This is a genomic window from Salmonella sp. SJTUF14076, from assembly GCF_015534835.1.
GTDB lineage: Bacteria > Pseudomonadota > Gammaproteobacteria > Enterobacterales > Enterobacteriaceae > Salmonella > Salmonella enterica.
In genome coordinates, this window is the sequence record NZ_CP064674.1 from 3,347,164 (window position 1) to 3,366,085 (window position 18,922).

At 53.4% G+C, this 18,922-nt stretch carries 16 protein-coding genes and 2 pseudogenes; 7 read left to right on the forward strand and 11 right to left on the reverse strand.

Going from position 1 to position 18,922, the window contains the following annotated elements; genetic code table 11:
- Positions 1-26: 26 nt before the first annotated feature.
- Positions 27-1,412 (reverse strand): cysteine--tRNA ligase, encoded by a 1,386-nt coding sequence (gene cysS / locus HU143_RS16360; protein WP_000912377.1) that lies wholly within the window; start codon positions 1,410-1,412, stop codon positions 27-29.
- Between the two features lie 172 nt (positions 1,413-1,584).
- On the opposite strand from cysS, the gene ppiB reads away from it, so the two are divergent.
- The 4 genes from ppiB (at position 1,585) to purK (ending at position 4,495) form a co-directional block, all read left to right on the forward strand.
- Positions 1,585-2,079 (forward strand): peptidylprolyl isomerase B, encoded by a 495-nt coding sequence (ppiB, locus tag HU143_RS16365; protein WP_000255991.1) that lies wholly within the window; start codon positions 1,585-1,587, stop codon positions 2,077-2,079.
- A gap of 2 nt (positions 2,080-2,081) precedes the next feature.
- Positions 2,082-2,804, forward strand: coding sequence for a UDP-2,3-diacylglucosamine diphosphatase (gene lpxH, locus HU143_RS16370; protein ID WP_000212284.1), 723 nt, complete (start codon positions 2,082-2,084; stop codon positions 2,802-2,804).
- 117 nt (positions 2,805-2,921) lie between these two features.
- Complete coding sequence (gene purE / locus HU143_RS16375) at positions 2,922-3,431, forward strand: 5-(carboxyamino)imidazole ribonucleotide mutase (RefSeq protein ID WP_000098736.1); 510 nt, start codon at positions 2,922-2,924, stop codon at positions 3,429-3,431.
- Positions 3,428-4,495, forward strand: coding sequence for a 5-(carboxyamino)imidazole ribonucleotide synthase (gene purK, locus HU143_RS16380; RefSeq protein WP_023227359.1), 1,068 nt, complete (start codon positions 3,428-3,430; stop codon positions 4,493-4,495). The genes purE and purK overlap by 4 nt, the downstream gene beginning before the upstream one ends.
- A 40-nt stretch (positions 4,496-4,535) precedes the next feature.
- Here the strand turns inward: purK and HU143_RS16385 are convergent, their stop codons facing one another.
- From HU143_RS16385 to HU143_RS16400, 4 genes are read right to left on the reverse strand one after another with little or no spacing between them, the layout of a single operon-like run.
- Positions 4,536-5,429, reverse strand: a complete 894-nt coding sequence (locus tag HU143_RS16385) for a carbamate kinase (protein WP_021000026.1) — start codon at positions 5,427-5,429, stop codon at positions 4,536-4,538.
- Positions 5,430-5,432: 3 nt separating this feature from the next.
- Positions 5,433-6,242 carry a DUF2877 domain-containing protein gene (locus tag HU143_RS16390; RefSeq protein ID WP_000821192.1) on the reverse strand — a complete coding sequence of 270 codons (810 nt, stop codon included), beginning with the start codon at positions 6,240-6,242 and terminating at the stop codon, positions 5,433-5,435.
- Between the two features lie 11 nt (positions 6,243-6,253).
- Positions 6,254-7,513 (reverse strand): DUF1116 domain-containing protein, encoded by a 1,260-nt coding sequence (locus HU143_RS16395; protein ID WP_023227358.1) that lies wholly within the window; start codon positions 7,511-7,513, stop codon positions 6,254-6,256.
- A gap of 9 nt (positions 7,514-7,522) precedes the next feature.
- A complete protein-coding gene (locus tag HU143_RS16400; protein WP_023227357.1) occupies positions 7,523-9,187 on the reverse strand; it encodes an acyl-CoA synthetase FdrA in 1,665 nt (554 codons plus the stop codon).
- A 315-nt stretch (positions 9,188-9,502) separates the two neighbouring features.
- Here HU143_RS16400 and allD point away from each other — a divergent pair, with 315 nt between their 5' ends.
- Genes allD through allE form a run of 3 tightly spaced genes read left to right on the forward strand, consistent with a single transcriptional unit; the run spans position 9,503 to position 12,605 of the window.
- Positions 9,503-10,552, forward strand: a complete 1,050-nt coding sequence (allD, locus tag HU143_RS16405) for an ureidoglycolate dehydrogenase AllD (RefSeq protein WP_023227356.1) — start codon at positions 9,503-9,505, stop codon at positions 10,550-10,552.
- A gap of 21 nt (positions 10,553-10,573) precedes the next feature.
- Positions 10,574-11,809, forward strand: a complete 1,236-nt coding sequence (gene allC, locus HU143_RS16410) for an allantoate deiminase (protein WP_000589769.1) — start codon at positions 10,574-10,576, stop codon at positions 11,807-11,809.
- 10 nt (positions 11,810-11,819) lie between these two features.
- The gene (gene allE, locus HU143_RS16415; RefSeq protein ID WP_000540985.1) at positions 11,820-12,605 is read left to right on the forward strand and encodes a (S)-ureidoglycine aminohydrolase; all 786 of its coding nucleotides are present in this window, start codon (positions 11,820-11,822) and stop codon (positions 12,603-12,605) included.
- 78 nt (positions 12,606-12,683) lie between these two features.
- On the opposite strand, the gene glxK is transcribed toward allE, so the two are convergent.
- From glxK to HU143_RS16445, 6 genes and pseudogenes are all read right to left on the reverse strand, one after another.
- The gene (gene glxK / locus HU143_RS16420) at positions 12,684-13,832 is read right to left on the reverse strand and encodes a glycerate 3-kinase (protein WP_023227355.1); all 1,149 of its coding nucleotides are present in this window, start codon (positions 13,830-13,832) and stop codon (positions 12,684-12,686) included.
- A gap of 22 nt (positions 13,833-13,854) precedes the next feature.
- A pseudogene (locus tag HU143_RS16425) lies at positions 13,855-14,274 on the reverse strand (solute carrier family 23 protein); the annotation flags it as partial.
- 16 nt (positions 14,275-14,290) lie between these two features.
- Positions 14,291-14,988 (reverse strand): IS1-like element IS1B family transposase gene (locus tag HU143_RS16430; protein ID WP_095033700.1). Its coding sequence is split into 2 segments (ribosomal slippage): positions 14,291-14,739 and positions 14,739-14,988, totalling 699 coding nucleotides; the frame shifts between segments, so codons are not numbered across the junction.
- A gap of 56 nt (positions 14,989-15,044) precedes the next feature.
- Positions 15,045-15,929, reverse strand: a pseudogene (locus HU143_RS16435) (uracil/xanthine transporter); the annotation flags it as partial.
- A gap of 58 nt (positions 15,930-15,987) precedes the next feature.
- The gene (gene allB / locus HU143_RS16440; protein WP_000006865.1) at positions 15,988-17,349 is read right to left on the reverse strand and encodes an allantoinase AllB; all 1,362 of its coding nucleotides are present in this window, start codon (positions 17,347-17,349) and stop codon (positions 15,988-15,990) included.
- A gap of 78 nt (positions 17,350-17,427) precedes the next feature.
- On the reverse strand, positions 17,428-18,882 hold the full coding sequence (locus tag HU143_RS16445) for an allantoin transporter (protein WP_017441717.1): 1,455 nt from the start codon (positions 18,880-18,882) through the stop codon (positions 17,428-17,430).
- Positions 18,883-18,922: the final 40 nt, after the last annotated feature.

An 18,922-nucleotide genomic window follows, 5' to 3' on the forward strand; every position in this document is an offset into this window, starting at 1 on the left:
GCAAATAGAGCGGCCTGTAAAAGCGCTTACTTACGTCGCCAGGTGGTGCCCTGCGGGCCATCCTCCAGAATAATACCCATTTCAGTGAGACGATCGCGCGCCGCGTCCGCCGCCGCCCAGTCTTTCGCTTTACGGGCATCCAGACGCTGTTGAATCAAGGCTTCAATTTCCGCAACTTCACCGTCATCCGCCTGCGCGCCGCTTTGCAGGAAAACATCCGGCTCCTGCTCCAGCAGTCCCAGCACGCCGGAAATCTTCCGCAGATGAGACGCCATCGCATTCGCGGCGGTCATATCTTCGCCCTTCAGACGGTTGACTTCACGCGCCATATCAAACAGGACGGAGTAGGCTTCCGGGGTATTGAAATCGTCATTCATCGCCTCCACGAAACGCGCTTCAAACGCCTCGCCGCCCGCCGGGGCCGCTGATTTATCCGTTCCACGCAATGCAGTGTATAGCCGCTCCAGCGAGGCGCGCGCCTGCTTGAGGTTCTCTTCGCTGTAGTTCAGTTGGCTACGGTAATGCCCGGACATCAGGAAGTAGCGCACAGTTTCCGCATCGTAGTATTTCAGCACGTCGCGCACGGTAAAGAAGTTGCCCAGCGATTTGGACATCTTCTCGCGATCCACCATCACCATACCGGAGTGCATCCAGTAGTTGACGTATTCGCCGTCATGCGCGCAGGTAGACTGGGCAATCTCGTTTTCATGGTGCGGGAACATCAGATCGGAACCGCCGCCGTGAATATCAAAATGGTTGCCCAACTGCTTGCAGTTCATCGCCGAACATTCAATGTGCCAGCCCGGGCGCCCTTCGCCCCACGGCGACGGCCAGCTCGGCTCGCCCTCTTTCGACATTTTCCACAGCACGAAGTCCATCGGGTTACGCTTCACGTCAACGACATCTACGCGCGCGCCCGCCTGAAGCTGCTCAAGATCCTGACGGGAAAGCTGCCCATAAGTCGGATCGGTCGGTACATCAAACATCACATCGCCGTTATCCGCCACATAGGCGTGCCCTTTCTCGATTAAGGTGCGGGTGAGTTCGATAATTTCCTGAATATGGTGCGTCGCACGCGGCTCGCTGTCCGGACGCAGAATATTCAGCGCGTCGAAGTCCTGATGCATTTCCGCAATCATTCTGTCGACCAGCGCGACAAAACTTTCGCCGTTTTCATTGGCGCGTTTAATAATTTTATCGTCGATATCGGTAATGTTACGCACATACTTCAGCTTATAACCGAGAAAACGCAAATAGCGCGCGACAACGTCAAAAGCGACAAACGTGCGTCCGTGGCCAATGTGGCAGAGATCGTAAACGGTGATACCACACACGTACATGCCGACTTCCCCGGCATGAATGGGTTTGAATTCCTCTTTTTGGCGCGTCAGTGTATTAAAAATTTTTAACATCGAAGATTCCGTATAGACGTGTGTGGGTAATTAGGTGTGTATAATACTCATAATTCAACCTTGAAGCAGCACACTTTGCAAGGTGATCGCAGCTTACGGTTATGCTATAACAAGCCCCTATATGTGCCCCATTGCGGGCTAAAGCACCACTCTCTTGGAACAGGATGCAAAAATGGTTACTTTCCACACTAATCACGGCGATATCGTAATCAAAACCTTTGATGATAAAGCGCCTGAAACAGTTAAAAACTTCCTGGACTACTGCCGCGAAGGTTTTTACAACAACACCATTTTCCACCGTGTGATTAACGGTTTCATGATTCAGGGCGGCGGCTTTGAGCCGGGCATGAAACAGAAAGCCACCAAAGAGGCGATCAAAAACGAAGCCAACAATGGTCTGAAAAATACCCGTGGTACGTTGGCAATGGCACGTACTCAGGCGCCACATTCGGCTACCGCGCAATTCTTCATCAACGTGGCAGACAACGACTTCCTGAACTTCTCCGGCGAAAGTCTGCAGGGCTGGGGCTACTGCGTCTTTGCGGAAGTTGTAGAAGGTATGGACGTGGTAGATAAAATCAAAGGCGTCGCCACTGGCCGTAGCGGTATGCACCAGGACGTACCAAAAGAAGACGTCATCATTGAAAACGTGACCGTCAGCGAGTAATCGTGGCGACACTGTTTATTGCAGACTTGCATCTGCAAACGGAAGAACCGGCGATCGTCGCCGGTTTTCTGCGTTTTTTAGCCGTAGAAGCCCGTCAGGCCGACGCGCTGTATATTCTTGGCGATCTCTTCGAGGCCTGGATTGGCGACGACGACCCCAACCCGCTACATCGTGAAATGGCCGTTGCCATTAAATCGCTGGTTGATTCCGGCGTCCCCTGCTTCTTTATTCATGGTAATCGCGACTTCCTGATTGGCAAACGCTTTGCCCGCGAAAGCGGCATGATTCTACTGCCGCAGGAAAAAGTGCTCGACCTGTATGGCCGCAATGTGTTGATTATGCACGGCGATACGCTCTGTACCGATGATGCCGGATATCAGGCGTTTCGCGCCAAAGTCCATAATCCGTGGGTTCAACGGCTGTTCCTTACCCTGCCGCTGTTTATCCGCCGCCGTATCGCCGCCAGAATGCGCGCCGGCAGTAAAGCCGCCAACAGCAGCAAATCGCTGGATATTATGGACGTCAATGCGCAGACCGTCGTCGCCGAAATGGAAAAACACCGCGTACAGTGGCTGATTCACGGTCACACCCACCGCCCGGCGGTGCATGAACTTTCCGCCAACGACCAGCCCGCGTTCCGCGTGGTGTTAGGCGCATGGCATCATGAAGGTTCAATGGTAAAAGTCACGCCGGATAACGTGGAGTTAATCGCCTTCCCCCTGTAAATGTTCGTCGAATCGTCCGTTACGGCGCACACGCAACCGTTTTCCTTGCCTGATTATCATGCTATTCTTTGACACCTCAAAAGCAGCGTGTCCCGCACCACAGGAGTTTTAAGACGCATGTCTTCCCGCAATAATCCGGCGCGTGTCGCCATCGTGATGGGGTCCAAAAGCGACTGGGCTACCATGCAATTCGCCGCCGAAATTTTTGAAATTCTGGATGTCCCGCACCATGTAGAAGTGGTTTCCGCTCATCGCACCCCCGATAAACTGTTCAGCTTCGCCGAAACGGCGGAAGAGAACGGATATCAAGTGATTATTGCCGGCGCGGGCGGCGCGGCGCACCTGCCGGGAATGATTGCGGCAAAAACGCTGGTCCCGGTACTCGGCGTGCCGGTACAAAGCGCTGCGCTAAGCGGCGTGGATAGCCTCTACTCCATCGTGCAGATGCCGCGCGGCATTCCGGTGGGTACGCTGGCGATCGGTAAAGCCGGTGCCGCTAACGCCGCCCTGCTCGCCGCGCAGATTCTGGCGCAACACGACGCGGAACTGCATCAGCGCATTGCCGACTGGCGCAAAGCGCAAACCGATGAAGTTCTGGAAAATCCCGATCCGCGGGGGACGCTATGAAGCAAGTTTGCGTTCTCGGCAACGGGCAACTGGGCCGAATGCTGCGCCAGGCGGGCGAACCGCTGGGTATCGCCGTCTGGCCGGTTGGTCTGGATGCAGAGCCTACCGCCGTGCCGGTACAGCAGAGCGTCATTACCGCAGAGATTGAGCGCTGGCCGGAAACCGCGCTTACCCGCGAGCTGGCGCGCCACCCGGCATTCGTCAATCGCGATGTATTTCCGATCATCGCCGACCGTCTGACACAAAAACAGCTTTTCGATAAACTGGGACTCGCGACCGCGCCGTGGCAGCTGCTGACCAGCGCCGACGAGTGGTCCGGCATCTTTGACCGTCTGGGCGAACTGGCGATTATTAAGCGTCGCGTTGGCGGCTACGACGGTCGCGGGCAGTGGCGTCTACGCGCGGACGAAACCGGGCAACTGCCGGATGACTGCTATGGCGAATGTATTGTTGAGCGCGGTATCCATTTTTCCGGCGAAGTGTCGTTAGTCGGCGCGCGCGCTCATGACGGCAGTACCGTGTTTTACCCGCTAACGCACAATTTGCATCAGGACGGCATCTTGCGGACCAGCGTCGCGTTCCCACAGGCGAACGCCGAACAGCAGGAGCAGGCGGAATCGATGCTGTCAGCAATTATGCAGGCGCTGAACTACGTCGGCGTAATGGCGATGGAATGTTTTATCACGTCGGAAGGCCTGTTAATCAATGAACTGGCGCCGCGCGTGCATAACAGCGGACACTGGACGCAAAATGGCGCCAGCATCAGTCAGTTTGAATTGCATTTGCGCGCGATTACCGGCCTGCCGTTGCCCGCGCCGGTGATTAACGCCCCGTCGGTGATGATCAACCTGATCGGCAGCGAGCTGAATTACGACTGGCTGAAGCTGCCGCTGGTACATCTGCACTGGTATGATAAAGCGGTACGTCCGGGGCGAAAAGTCGGCCATCTGAATCTGACCGACAGCGATACGTCACGTCTTAGCGCCACCCTGGAAGCGCTCTCTCCGCTCCTGCCAGGCGAATACGCCAGCGGCATTATCTGGGCGCAAAGTAAGCTTAAATAAACAGCGTGGGCGGCGCATTCTCTGTCGCCGCCCGTCGCGATCACAGACAGATGCAGGTTCCCGCTCTGCCCGCCAGGGTATCGTCAATACGCGACAATGCGCCAATCCATGCCGGCTTTCCGCACCGCTTCACATACCCGCTTACCGCGGTCACCTTCGGCCCCATCGCGCCATCGGCTTTGGCAAACGGCGCCAGCTCATCGGGCGAAGCCTGACGAATAGCGCGCTGCTGCGGCGTCCCCCAATGTTCATACACCGCATCCGCATCCGTCAAAATGATCAGACCATCGGCCGCTATCTGCTCCGCCAGCAATGCCGCCGCCAGGTCTTTATCTATCACCGCCTCGACCCCTTCGCCCTCGCCGGCAACAGGTACCCCGCCACCGCCGCTGCAAATCACCACATGGCCCTCTTTTAGCAATAACTCAATAGCGGCGCTTTCGATAATCTGACGCGGTGCCGGGGAAGCAACGACACGGCGCAGATATTTTCCATCACGTTTCATATGCCAGCCATAAGTCGCTTCCAGCGACATTTGCTCTTCTGGCGAATAAACGGGACCAATAAACTTTTCCGGTTCAAGAAAAGCAGGATCGTCCGCCGATACCTTTATCCGCGTTAATACTGTAGTCACCGGCGGCATATCGGGTTCAAGCGCCAGACGCTGCGCCAGCATATAGCCGATCATGCCCTGACTCTCCGCTACCAGCACATCCAGCGGATAAGGCTCAACGGCTTTCCAGGCAAGGTTCTGTAAAGCCAACAGGCCGACCTGAGGGCCGTTGCCATGTACTATCGCCAGCCGATACGAGCGGGCAAGTCGCGCCAGCGCGGGCACCGCGTCAGCAATATTGCGATATTGATTCTCTGCCGTTAGCGCTTCTCCGCGCTGCAATAATGCGTTGCCGCCAAGAGCAACTACCAACGTTTTCATTCCCTATCCTTTTACTATTTGTTGTCCAAGCCAGAACCCCAGCAGCGTATCCGCGCCAGAGGTGTGCCCCAGCGCCAGCAGTCCGTCAATCGCCGTTTCTGTGCGAACATCTCGTCGCAGCGCATGAATAAAGTGGAGTAAAGGCGACGCGAAATAACCCATAGCCGCATAGCGTAAATAGCTAACGCTCACGAGCGTCGTCGCCCGATCAAGGCTGCCGGATTGGGCAAAAAAATTACGCCCGGCGCGTTCATCTATGGCGCCAAAATACCAGGCCGCCAGCAACATTCCTGTCAGCGTGTCGTCATGACTGGGCGTTAAGCCCGGCCCTTTACCCAGCCATAGCCGCCAGTCAGTCGCAGCACCTGCAAGCGCCGACTGAAAGCAGTGACAAAACTGGCGAAGTTCCGGACATAGAGGCTGAGCTGCGGCGACGGTTAACGGCCCAAACAGTCCCGTCTCCTCACTACGCTGCATGTACGTCGCGTTAAGACGCGGCGACGCAAGATAGCGTGGAACCCGCAGCGAACAGCGCCTCTCCGGCTCGCATAAAAGAAACTCGCCAATCTGAATACCGGCAGCGGTTGACTGCGGTTTTTCGCCATCGGTGAGCACATCGCGCAAGGCGTCAAAATCGCCGCCGCGCAGTATCCACCCTCCCGGACTGAAGCCGCTCCCCCGACGGTGAAGCGTTAATAACTCACCGCTTTTCGCCACAAAATTAATAGAGCGACGCCATACCCCTGACATCTGCCAGGGTTGCCGATAATCCGCCGATTGTCGGCTTGCCATAAGAGGATGGATACGTTTCATGAGACGCTCTCTTAACTTACGCCCATGCTTTCCGCCAGCGCTTCCAGCGCCTGCTCGAAACAGGCCAGCGGCGCACGGACGGTTCCCGCGCCAATCTGACCAATTCCCGCCTCTTTATGCGCGATACCCGTGTTAATCAGCGGCGTAATTCCGGTCTCGACCACGCGGCGGATATCCAGTCCCAGACAGGCCCCCTGAAAATCCCAGCCGGGGATTTGTAGCTGCATGTTGCGTTCGAGATAAATTTCAGCCATCTCTTCAGAAACAGATTTCGCCGCTTCCATTCCCCCGGCACCGACAAAACGCGTTACGCCAGGCGCGGCAATCATCGCAGCGCCGCCAATACCAAACGTTTCAGTAATGGCGCTGTCGCCCATGTCCGGGTTGGCCTGATCCTGCGAAAAACCGGTAAAAAATAGCCCCTGCGGCGTATTAACAGGCGCGGTGAACCAACGGTCGCCCAGACCGCTAACCCGAATGCCAAACATATCGCCATTACGGGTCATCGCCGTCACAATACTGCCGGCGCGAATCTGCGCGCCTGCGTCCATGGCGGCTTTACAGTAGGCCATCGCCAGATTAAGGAAGAATTGATCGGTGACGCTCAGAAAATCCATCACTTCCGCTATCTGCTGCTTATCGTGTTCCAGACGGGCGATATGCGGCGCCAACGTGCGCATCAGCAATGCGGAAGAGGCGATATTGCGCTGGTGGAATTCATCTCCCATCGTAATGCCCTGCGCCATCATTGCGGTCAGGTCGAGCCCCCGCTCCAGACGTCCCAGCGCCGCGCTTAATACCGGCATCAGCACATCACGCATCCAGCGCAAACGTTGCTGAACATCTTCGCCATAGGCGCCGAAACGCATCACTTTGCCGATCCCTTCGTTGAGATTGCAGTACGCGCGATTGCCGTCGGTGATATTTTCCACGACCAGCATCGGCATACTGGCTGACGTGATACCGCCCATCGGCCCCACGGCGTTAACGTGATGGCAGGGAATAAAGTTGACCTTTCCCTGCTCTAACAGCGCGAGCGCGCTCATTTCATCTTTGGCCCATCCTTCAAACAGACATGCGCCGATACAGGCCCCTTTCATCGGGCCGGTCATCTCTTGCCAGCGCATCGGCGGCCCGGCATGAAGAAGCGTTTTCCCCTGATTGAGCACGCTAATTAATGAAGAAGCTGGCTTCACATCCAGCCAGTGCGGACGTGCGCGACGAATTTGTTCGATGACTTCAGCGTTGGCTTGCGCCACTGATGTAAACATGGGAACCCCTTATTGCAAACGTTCTAACAGACGAGCCAGTTTTTTATTACCGCCAGCGACAGGCGCCCACTGGTAGTGCACCACGGGCATACCGGCAGCCTGTAAATCCAGCGCGAAGCTACGTAACCCGGCATTAATCACCGCTACCGCTTCCAGTAACCGGGGAGCTGATGGATGAGTGGAAGAGAGAGTGGGTCGAATCAGTTCCGCGGCCAACAGAGTGGCTTCGGGAAGAGAATCCACTACCGTGATGCCGGCATCTTCGAGCGCGGCGATTTGTTGCGAGCGGCACTGAGGATCGCGTTCCGTTCCGGTGACGGTTGCGATGGCGAACAGCGGCTGATCGCTGGCGCGTGCGGCGCATGCCTTCTGCCAGGCCTGAATCAGCGATGCGGCGGGATCGGCGGTCGCGCCAAAACCAATAACGACGTCCACTAATAACACGCGTACCTGCGGCTGCGCGCCAAGCCCGGCGATAAGCTGATTACGTAACGCCGGGTCGATCATCGGATGTGGTCGCCCAACGGTATAAAAGTCATCGCCCAGATCGATAACCTGGTGGCCGTCAGCGTCAAGCATCATGCCATGGTGATGTTCCGTATCCGCCGCGACGCCCAGATAGCCGGCCAGCAGCCCCGCCGCTTCCGCCGCCAGCGTTCCGCCGGTATAGAGGCCACGAATCACGCCGCCTGTTGAAACCATTTCTTTACGCTGCGACGTCACGCGAGACAATAAACATGCCAGCCGGGCGGCTTCATCCAGCGTCGAGGCAAACCAGACGTTTTCCTCACGCGCAACGGGGGAGGAAAACCCTAAGAACAGCGCTACAACGGGTTTGCCAGTGGCTTTCATCGCCGCGATAATATGCTGACGAACCGCATCGGCAGGCGGTTTGGAGACAAAGGCCAGCACCTGGCTCTTTTCATCCGCGCTGAGTATGTCCAGTGCCGTTAGCGCGCTGATCCCGCCGACCTCGGCGCTCAAATCGCGTCCGCCAAGCCCGATGGCATGGGTAATCCCTTCCCCCGCCAGCGCAATCTGTGAACAGAGCTCCTGAATACCGGTGCCGGAAGCGCCAATCACCCCGATGTTGCCCTCTGGCATGACGTTAGCGAAAGCCAGCGGCGTATTGGCGATCATAGCGGTGCCGCAATCCGGCCCCATGACCAGCAGTCCTTTATCACGCGCCCGGCGTTTTAGTCTGATTTCATCGTCCAGCGTGACATTATCGGAGAAGATCATCACGTTCAACGAACGATCTAGCGCCTGATCTGCCAGTTCCGCCGCATATTCGCCGGCCACCGATACCAGCGCCAGATTCGCCTCTGGCAGTTTCTGACAGGCGCTTTCCCAGCGTCTGACCTGGATTAACGACTGGCTGCCGCTGCTTCCCTGCGCCAACTGCTGCAATGCTTCTTCGAGCTGTCGCACAATCACCTGCGTAATGCCGTCATCTACCGCTTCGGTACGAATCGCCACGCAAATGTCATTGGGCGTAGCGCCATGAAAATCGTCATGCCAGAAACCGGTAGTTTCCAACAGCGACTTATTCGCAGGCGTTCCCATCATTACCGATACATCATCAACATTTTCGGACTCACTCAGCTTTCGAGAAATAATCATTAAGCTAACAGAGTCCTGAAAACACCCTTTTTTAATAAAGGCGTGGATCATAACAACTCCTTAATAATTGCACCCATTGCAATTGCACGAGCAGTGTTAATGTGCGCTTCACGGTATATATCCGGGAGGGTAAATAGAGTGATTAACGTCACATCAAATTTATTAACAAAAGAATTCAAACAACGGCTAAAGGATTAGTTATGATTTTCTAAAAAAGCTTTTTATTTAAGCAAAAAGATAAAACCCGCCTGATTATCAAATAAATTCTAATTATATTTTTTTGCCTGTCTGGATCACATAATCATTTTATTTTCCCGGTATGTTAATCGCAGTCATGCTTCACACCGTCGTTAAAAAGGAAGACAGATGAAAATCAGTCGGGAAACACTCCATCAGCTTATCGAAAATAAGCTTTATAAAGCCGGACTAAAACGTGAGCACGCCGCCACCGTCGCCGACGTACTGGTTTATGCAGATGCCAGAGGTATTCACTCACATGGCGCCGTACGCGTTGAATATTATGCCGAACGAATTTCAAAAGGCGGCACCAACCGGGAGCCGACGTTCCGCATTGAGAATACCGGTCCCTGTACGGCGATACTGCATGCCGATAATGCTGCCGGACAGGTCGCAGCCCAAATGGGAATGGAGCATGCTATTGAAATAGCGAAAAAAAATGGCGTCGCGGTTGTCGGCATTAGCAGAATGGGCCATAGCGGCGCCATCTCTTATTTCGTCCGCCAGGCTGCTCGCGAAGGCCTGATTGGTCTGTCTATCTGTCAGTCCGATCCTATGGTCGTGCCGTTTGGCGGGGCGGATATTTACTATGGCACTAATCCGCTGGCCTTTGCCGCGCCGGGCGAAGGCGATGACATCATTACCTTTGATATGGCCACCACCGTGCAGGCCTGGGGAAAAGTCCTCGATGCACGGTCTCGCAATGAGTCCATTCCGGAGAGTTGGGCCGTCGATAAAAACGGCGCGCCGACACATGATCCTTTTGCCGTCAATGCGTTATTACCCGCCGCAGGCCCGAAAGGTTACGGCCTGATGATGATGATCGATATTCTGTCCGGTATTCTGCTGGGGCTGCCGTTTGGCCGCCAGGTCAGTTCGATGTATGAAGATTTACACGCCGGACGCAATTTAGGACAACTTCATCTGGTCATTAATCCGGCGTTCTTTTCTTCCTGTGAATTATTCCGCAAACATATTAGTCAGACTATGCAGGAACTCAATTCCGTGAAGCCCGCCCCCGGTTTTAAACAGGTTTATTATCCTGGACAGGATCAGGATATTAAACAGAAAAATGCCGATATGAATGGTATCGATATTGTTGATGATATTTATCAATATCTGATTTCCGATGCCCTCTATCTCAAGTCATACGAAACAAAAAATCCCTTTGCCCAATAATTATTGAAACAGGAATTTTCTATGATAAAGCATTTTCGCCACGCGATAGAAGAAACATTGCCCTGGCTCTCTTCCATTGGAGCCGATCCTACGGGAGGAATGACGCGTTTACTTTATTCGCCTGAGTGGCTGGAAACACAGCAGCAGTTTAAAAAGCGAATGGCAGAAAGCGGTCTGGAAACACGCTTTGATGACGTCGGAAATTTATATGGCCGCCTTTGCGGCACACAATTTCCGGAGCAGGTGATTTTAAGCGGTTCGCATATTGATACGGTCGTCAACGGCGGCAATCTGGACGGGCAATTTGGCGCGCTTGCCGCCTGGCTGGCGCTCGACTGGCTAAAAGCGACCTACGGCGCGCCGCTGCGCACCGTCGAAGTAGTGTCAATGGCAGAGGAAGAAGGCAGCCGTTTCCCTTACGTTTTTTGGGGCAGCAAGAACATTTTTGGCCTGGCGAATCCTGAAGAGGTACGCCATATCCAGGACGCCAAAGGCACAGGCTTTGTCGACGCTATGCAGGCGTGCGGATTTACCCTTCCCGCCGCGCCGCTCGCTGCGCGAACCGATATCCGCGCCTTTGTTGAATTGCATATTGAGCAAGGCTGCGTTCTGGAGAGCAACGGACAGTCGATTGGCGTCGTCAACGCCATCGTCGGGCAACGTCGCTACACGGTGACGCTCAACGGTGAGTCCAACCATGCAGGCACAACGCCAATGGGCTATCGTCGCGATACGGTGCATGCCTTCAGTCGTATTTGCAGTCAGTCCATTGAAAAAGCCAAACAGCATGGCGATCCCCTGGTATTAACGTTCGGCAAAGTTGAGCCGCAGCCGAATACGGTCAATGTTGTCCCTGGAAAAACCACATTTACAATCGATTGCCGGCATACGGACGCCGCGGTACTTCGCGAATTTACCGAACAGTTGGAAAACGATATGCGCGCCATCTGCGATGAAATGGATATCAGCATCGATATCGATTTGTGGATGGACGAAGCGCCGGTGCCGATGAACGCCGAACTGGTCGCGGCCCTCACCAGGCTGTGTGAAACCGAACAACTGAACTATCGCATAATGCATAGCGGCGCAGGTCATGACGCGCAAATTTTCGCGCCGCGCGTCCCTACCTGTATGATTTTCGTCCCCAGCATTAATGGTATCAGCCATAACCCGGCGGAACGTACCAACATTAATGACCTTGCTGAAGGGGTCAAAACTCTGGCATTAATGCTGCATCAACTTGCCTGGCAAAAATAAGGAGCCATCAATGGGATATCTGAATAACGTCACGGGTTACCGCGATGATTTACTGGCGAACCGCGCCATTGTGAAACACGGTAACTATGCGCTCTTAACGCCGGACGGTCTGGTGAAAAATATTATTCCCGGCTTTGAAAACTGTGACGTCACCATCCTTTCGACGCCGAAGCTGGGTGCTTCTTTCGTCGATTATCTGGTCACCTTACATCAGAATGGCGGCAACCAGCAGGGCTTTGGCGGCGAGGGGATTGAAACTTTTCTCTATGTCATTACGGGAAATATTGAAGCTAAAGCAGAAGGAAAAACATTCTCTTTAACTCAGGGCGGATACCTCTATTGTCCACCGGGCGAGATGATGACCTTTAGCAACGCTCAAACGGAAGACAGCCAGCTATTTTTATATAAACGCCGCTATACTCCTGTCGAGGGGCATGCCCCGTGGTTGGTTTCCGGCAATGCCAGCCAGCTGGAGCGTATTCATTATGAAGGCATGGAAGATGTTATTCTGCTGGATTTCCTGCCTAAAGAGCTGGGCTTCGATATGAATATGCATATTCTGTCGTTCGAACCGGGCGCCAGCCACGGCTATATTGAAACCCACGTCCAGGAACATGGCGCTTATATCCTTTCCGGCCAGGGGGTTTATAACCTCGACAACAACTGGGTGCCGGTGAAAAAAGGCGACTACATCTTCATGGGCGCTTATTCCCTGCAGGCCGGATACGGTGTAGGTCGTGGCGAAGCATTCAGCTACATCTACTCCAAAGACTGTAACCGCGACGTTATGATTTAACGGCGGGCAGCCCTCCTGATTATTTTTATTTAGCTATGTTGGATTTTGCCACGGTGAGAACCGTGGCTTTTTTTATACTTAACGAGTCCCGATGTCCTGGCCAAGTTTGATGACGCGGGCAATATTACAGGCGCTGTGGTAGAGATTTTGTTCACCGTTCGCCAGAACCTCCGGCAAAGGCGCCAGCCGCGGCAAAATACTGAATACCGCATCAATACCGTGGCGATGGACCACTTCCACGCCGTCGCCCAGTACGCCGGCGATGCCGATAACCGGGACATGATGCCGTTTCGCCACTGACGCAACGCCTATCGGCGCTTTTCCTCCCGCCGTTTGCGAGTCGATTCGCCCTTCTCCGGTAATCACCAGCGAGGCCTCTTTTACCGCCTCCTCCAGCTTCACCGCCTGCATAACAATCTCAATACCGGGCTTCATTTCCGCTTCCAGGAAGACGATAGCGGCAATCCCCATTCCTCCGGCCGCTCCACCGCCCGGTATTTGAGACATGTCGCGTCCGGTCAGGGCATGTAAGACACGGGCATAATTACGCAATCCATTTTCCAGCGTCTCGACCATTTCAGGCGTCGCCCCTTTCTGCGGACCGAATACCGCCGCCGCGCCGCGTGGCCCCACCAACGGGTTATCAACATCACAGGCGACCTCAATACGACACTCTGAAATTCGCGGATCGCGCCCCTGCAGGTCAATGCTCGCCAGGCGCGATAAATTGCCCCCTCCGGCGCCAAGCGGCGTTCCCTGCGCGTCCAGAAAACGCACCCCGAGCGCCTGCGCTACTCCCATTCCGCCATCCACCGTGGCGCTGCCGCCGATACCCAGAATAATATGGCGAATTCCCGCGTCCAGGGCGTGACGAATCAATTCGCCTGTGCCGAAACTGGATGCCAGCAACGGATTACGCGCCTCTGGCGCCACCAGCATCAATCCGCTCGCCGCCGCCATTTCAATAATCGCCGTTTTGCCGTCGCCGGTCAGGCCATAAAATCCGTTTACTTTTTCCCCCATCGGCCCGCTAACGTCCACAGAAACCCGTTTCCCGCCGGTCGCTGCCACCATCGCGTCCACGGTTCCTTCTCCACCATCGGCGATCGGTAAACAAACATAGCGCGCATCAGGAAATACGGTTGAAAATCCCGCTTTAATAGCCTGACAGCATTTATCAGCGCTTAAGCTCTCTTTAAATGAATCTGGCGCAATTACAATCTTCATTATGTCTCCTTGTTTTCTCACGTTATTTAATGCGTTCCCACGGAATAAGATTTTCCATAAGCACTGCCAGTAGGATTCCCACCAGTAATCCGTTACTAAGCAGAGGACGAATCATCAGTGGAAGATCCTGTAAATAGACCGGAGGAAGCCCCATCAAAAAAATGCCGACAAAAAGCGGTAACGCCAGGCGATAAATATTCCGCGCAGTAAACGTAATTTGCTGGCTAAAAACCAAACCGGAATAAAGTAAAGGTAAATAAGAGACCAGCATAACGGCGCTGCTGATCGCCAGTGGAATAGCGCAAAATAAGCGGGTTAACGGCGTTATAATGGCAACCAGCAGACACAGCGCGCTACCGCAGATAAAGGATTTGCGAGAACTGTCGCCGGTTTGCGTTAATAAACCAATGGAAGATACAAAAGGCGAAAAAGGCACGACCGCAGGTAATGACTCCAACTTATTGATAGTGTTTTATGTTCAGATAATGCCCGATGACTTTGTCATGCAGCTCCACCGATTTTGAGAACGACAGCGACTTCCGTCCCAGCCGTGCCAGGTGCTGCCTCAGATTCAGGTTATGCCGCTCAATTCGCTGCGTATATCGCTTGCTGATTACGTGCAGCTTTCCCTTCAGGCGGGATTCATACAGCGGCCAGCCATCCGTCATCCATATCACCACGTCAAAGGGTGACAGCAGGCTCATAAGACGCCCCAGCGTCGCCATAGTGCGTTCACCGAATACGTGCGCAACAACCGTCTTCCGGAGCCTGTCATACGCGTAAAACAGCCAGCGCTGGCGCGATTTAGCCCCGACGTATCCCCACTGTTCGTCCATTTCCGCGCAGACGATGACGTCACTGCCCGGCTGTATGCGCGAGGTTACCGACTGCGGCCTGAGTTTTTTAAATGGCGGAAAATCGTGTTGAGGCCAACGCCCATAATGCGGGCGGTTGCCCGGCATCCAACGCCATTCATGGCCATATCAATGATTTTCTGGTGCGTACCGGGTTGAGAAGCGGTGTAAGTGAACTGCAGTTGCCATGTTTTACGGCAGTGAGAGCAGAGATAGCGCTGATGTCCGGCGGTGCTTTTGCCGTTACGCACCACCCCGTCAGTAGCTGAACAGGAGGGACAGCTGATAGAAACAGAAGCCACTGGAGCACCTCAAAAACACCATCATACACTAAATCAGTAAGTTGGCAGCATCACCCGACCGCAAAAGGCACCGTCACTAACGTCATCAGTCCGGAAATCATAAAGCTTCGGCGATAACGAGAACTGCCCGACCCTTGATGCGGATAAAAGATATCGGTACCGCGGATAGCGCCGTAAGTGTTGCTGATGTTGACTAACCCCGTCATCACCGCCGTCACAATAATACCCGGCATCAGCGTGCCGTGGCTGCCCAGCGGAAACCATCGCCAGCTTAATTCACCCGGCGGTAAGTGTGACGAAGGAAAGCATAACCGCCATAGCCCCCACCCGACCACGGTCCCTACCAATAACGCGTAACGGGAGATACGCTGCTGCAGGAAAATAATCATCGCGAGGATAAAACACATTACCGCGACCGCCAGCCCAAAGGGGGCCAATTTGATTCTGGCGCTGGTATCGGCAATGCCAAAAGGTAGCCCCAGCATGCCTTTAAAAAATATTGAGGTCAGCTGCGCGCCCAAAAGCAGCATGAAAAAAACCATTACCGCCGGCGTAAACAGGCGAGCCAGACGGTGTCCTAAGCCGCTAATGCCGATAAATATCGTCACCATTGCGGAGATCGCGATCCCGACCGACAGGCTGGAGGCGATATCGTTCAGCGGCGTGCCGCGAGACGCCTCGCCAAGCGTAATCGTAAGAATAGCCCCCCACCACAACCCTGTCGGCCCTTCCATAATGGCCCGGCGATGGCCGCAAAACGCCTGAACCAGGCAGGCCAACGCGGTGGTCAAAAAAGCGTATTGTGTGAGCATTAACAGGTTATCAGCGGGAAGATGAAAAGCGGACAGCAAGGTAGGGGGAACCACAACCGTGTTACAGAAAATAAAGAAAAACCACTGAAAGCCGGACAACACACTTTCGCGGTTAATAACAGGGAACATATCCACACCTTAAAATAGAGAATGCCCGTCGTGACGACGGGCATTAAATCACACCGGATTACTGCTGATGTTTAAGGATAAACTGACCTTTTGGCGGCACAGGGAAGCCATGCTCGATGTCATAAATAACATCGCCGCGCAAAATCGTTTTGGTAATACGCGCGCCAATAGTACGGCCAACATACGGACTGACTTTATGGCGATATTCCAGATCTTCATTTTTCAGAACATAGCTGCTGTCAGGCTGAATAAAGACCAGGTCAGCATCTTTGCCGGGGGCAATACGTCCTTTATGTTTCAGACCAAAAATATCGGCAGCGTTGGTCGCCATTAATTTGCCAAACATCGGCAACGACATACCGCGTTTTTGCACCGCTTCATCAAACATGACGTCCATGCAGTTTTGCAGTCCGGCAATTCCACCCCATGCTTGCATGATATTGCCTGCTTTCATTTCCGGAGGGCATGGAGAGTGGTCGGATACCAGGCAGTCGATTTCGCCGTTAAACAGTTTTTCCCACATCCCTTTCTGGTTTTCCTGGTCGCGAATTGGCGGAGAACATTTTGCCAGGGTGCCAATCTCTTCGAACTGATCGGTATCGAGGACAAAATAGTGCGGGCACGATTCACAGGTGACATCCTGACCTTCCTGACGCGCGCGCGTTACTTCCTCTACCCCCTCCGGGCTGCTGATATGGCAAACGTGCAGACGGCAACCTGCCGCTTTCGCCAGATACAGCACGCGACGAATGGCTTCCACTTCAGTAAATACCGGACGTGAGGCGACATAATCATGCGCCGTTACGCGTCCTTCGCGTTTAGCTTCCTCGCCCAGCTCATCGCAAATCAGAGCATTTTCGCAATGTACCAGTACCGTCTGGTCCATTTCCCCCAGTTTCTGCGCGCCTTTGTAAAACTGCCAGTCATTAACGTCGCGAAAATCATTATCGATGCCACGATCGCCGCAGGTGGCGACAAAGCACTTGAAGCCGACAACGCCCACTTCGTCCAGCTCATGCAGCCGATCCAGGTTATAAGAAACCAAACCGCCCAACTGCGCGGCGTCGATGGTCAATTTACCTTTTGCCGCGTCAAACTTGAGTTCAATCGTCTCACGATCGACCGTCGCCGGCAGCTGATTGAGCGGCATCTCAATCATCGTGGTAATACCGCCTTTCGCCGCCGCGCGCGTACCGGTTTCATAGCCTTCCCAGTGGGTACGGCCCGGTTCAGAAATGTGGGTATGCGCGTCAACCATGCCCGGCGAAACGATCAATCCCGTCGCATCCAGCACATTTTTCGCTTCCCCCAGGTTTTCGCCAATCGCGGCGATTTTTCCGCCCTGGACGGCGATATCGATAACTCTCGCTTCGTTTTCTAAGATGACAGTACCGTTCTTAATAATTAAATCAAAAGACATAACAAACTCCTTGTATGGATACAGATAGTTTTTAAATAGCGCACACTTCATTAAATACGCTTAATGCTTTTTCAATATTTAACCTACGAGTTTTTGCTCTCCTGTATTTTCAAAACCCGTGCGTTTCTTCAATAGCGCATAAGCAACGAACGCAACTATTACGCCTACAAACCAGGACACGCGGGATAAAGGCTCCATAAATGGTATAAACTTGCCGCCTAATGACAGAATGACTGCGACCAGGGTGACTGAAAATGCAGTCAGGTTAAATCCATTATCATAATATTTGTAATCACCGCTGGCGGTGTACAGCTCATCAAGATTAATTTTTCCACGCATCACCACAAAATAATGAGCTAACATTACGCCGATTACCGGGCCAAGCATACCGCCGATAATATCGAGGAACAGATAAATACTGTCCTGATTCTCCATTAATTTCCATGGGCAAATCAGTAGACTGATAATACTGGCAATCATTACGCCATTTTTATAGTTAAGCTTTGTCGGGGCAAGCGCCGCAATTTGATACCCCGCAGGTATAATATTACCGGTGGCGTTGGTTGAAATTGTCGTCATCAGAATCACCAGCACCGCAAAGAATGAAGCAAACAGGCTGTCCCAGCGCTGCACAATATCCAGCACGTTCCAGGTATCCATACCATAATGAATACTGGCTCCGGCAATAATGCATACGCTGGCTACGGCGAATAATATATACGCTACGATAAGCCCCAGCGTTTGTCCCAATGCCTGAGCGCGAAATGAATGCGCGTTTTGCGTGAAATCGGACGCGCTCACCGCTGGCGCAGCCCAGACGGCGACTACGGCGTTAATCACCACCAGGAACAGAAAGCCGCTGTGCTCTGCTTTTTGCACGCCTGAAGGCAGATAGTCCAGAATCGGGCCAATGCCGACCAGCGATATTGCCCAAATAGCCATGCCGCCAAAGACAATGTAAATACATGGATTGAGGATAGCGGTAAATTTATTTAATACTTTACCACCGCCAAAACCGATGCCAACGTTAATAATCCAAAAAATTAGAAAAGTAATTAGTCCTGGCAGTGAAAGACCCAGCAGCTTGAAATCTCCGCCTAATGTCAGAAATCCTGGCCAGATCTTCCCAATCAAAATAAGAAATGCCAGCGATCCCGCGTAACACTGTAAGCCGAACCACATAATTGCCGCGATTCCCCCTCGCAATAATCCAGGGAATAGCGCGCCGCGGACGCCGTAAGAACCTCGCAATATCATAGCAAAAGGAACGCCATATTTGCTGCCTGCCGCGCCATTCATTACCATCGCCGCCGCAATAAATAATGCGCTGATAATAATGGCCAACATGATATTAAATGTTGATAGCCCCAGTATAAAAAAACCGCCGACCATAACGTAATTTGGCACGTTATGTACAGATCCCATCCATAAGGTGAAATAGTTAAATGCCTTCCAGTTTCGTTGGGTTTCTGTTTTAGGTAATAAGTCTTCGCTATAACCGCGCTGCTGGTATAGCTCTCTTTGATGTTCCATAAATCCCTCTTTTCACGCATCGGATAACGTTGTTATGGGT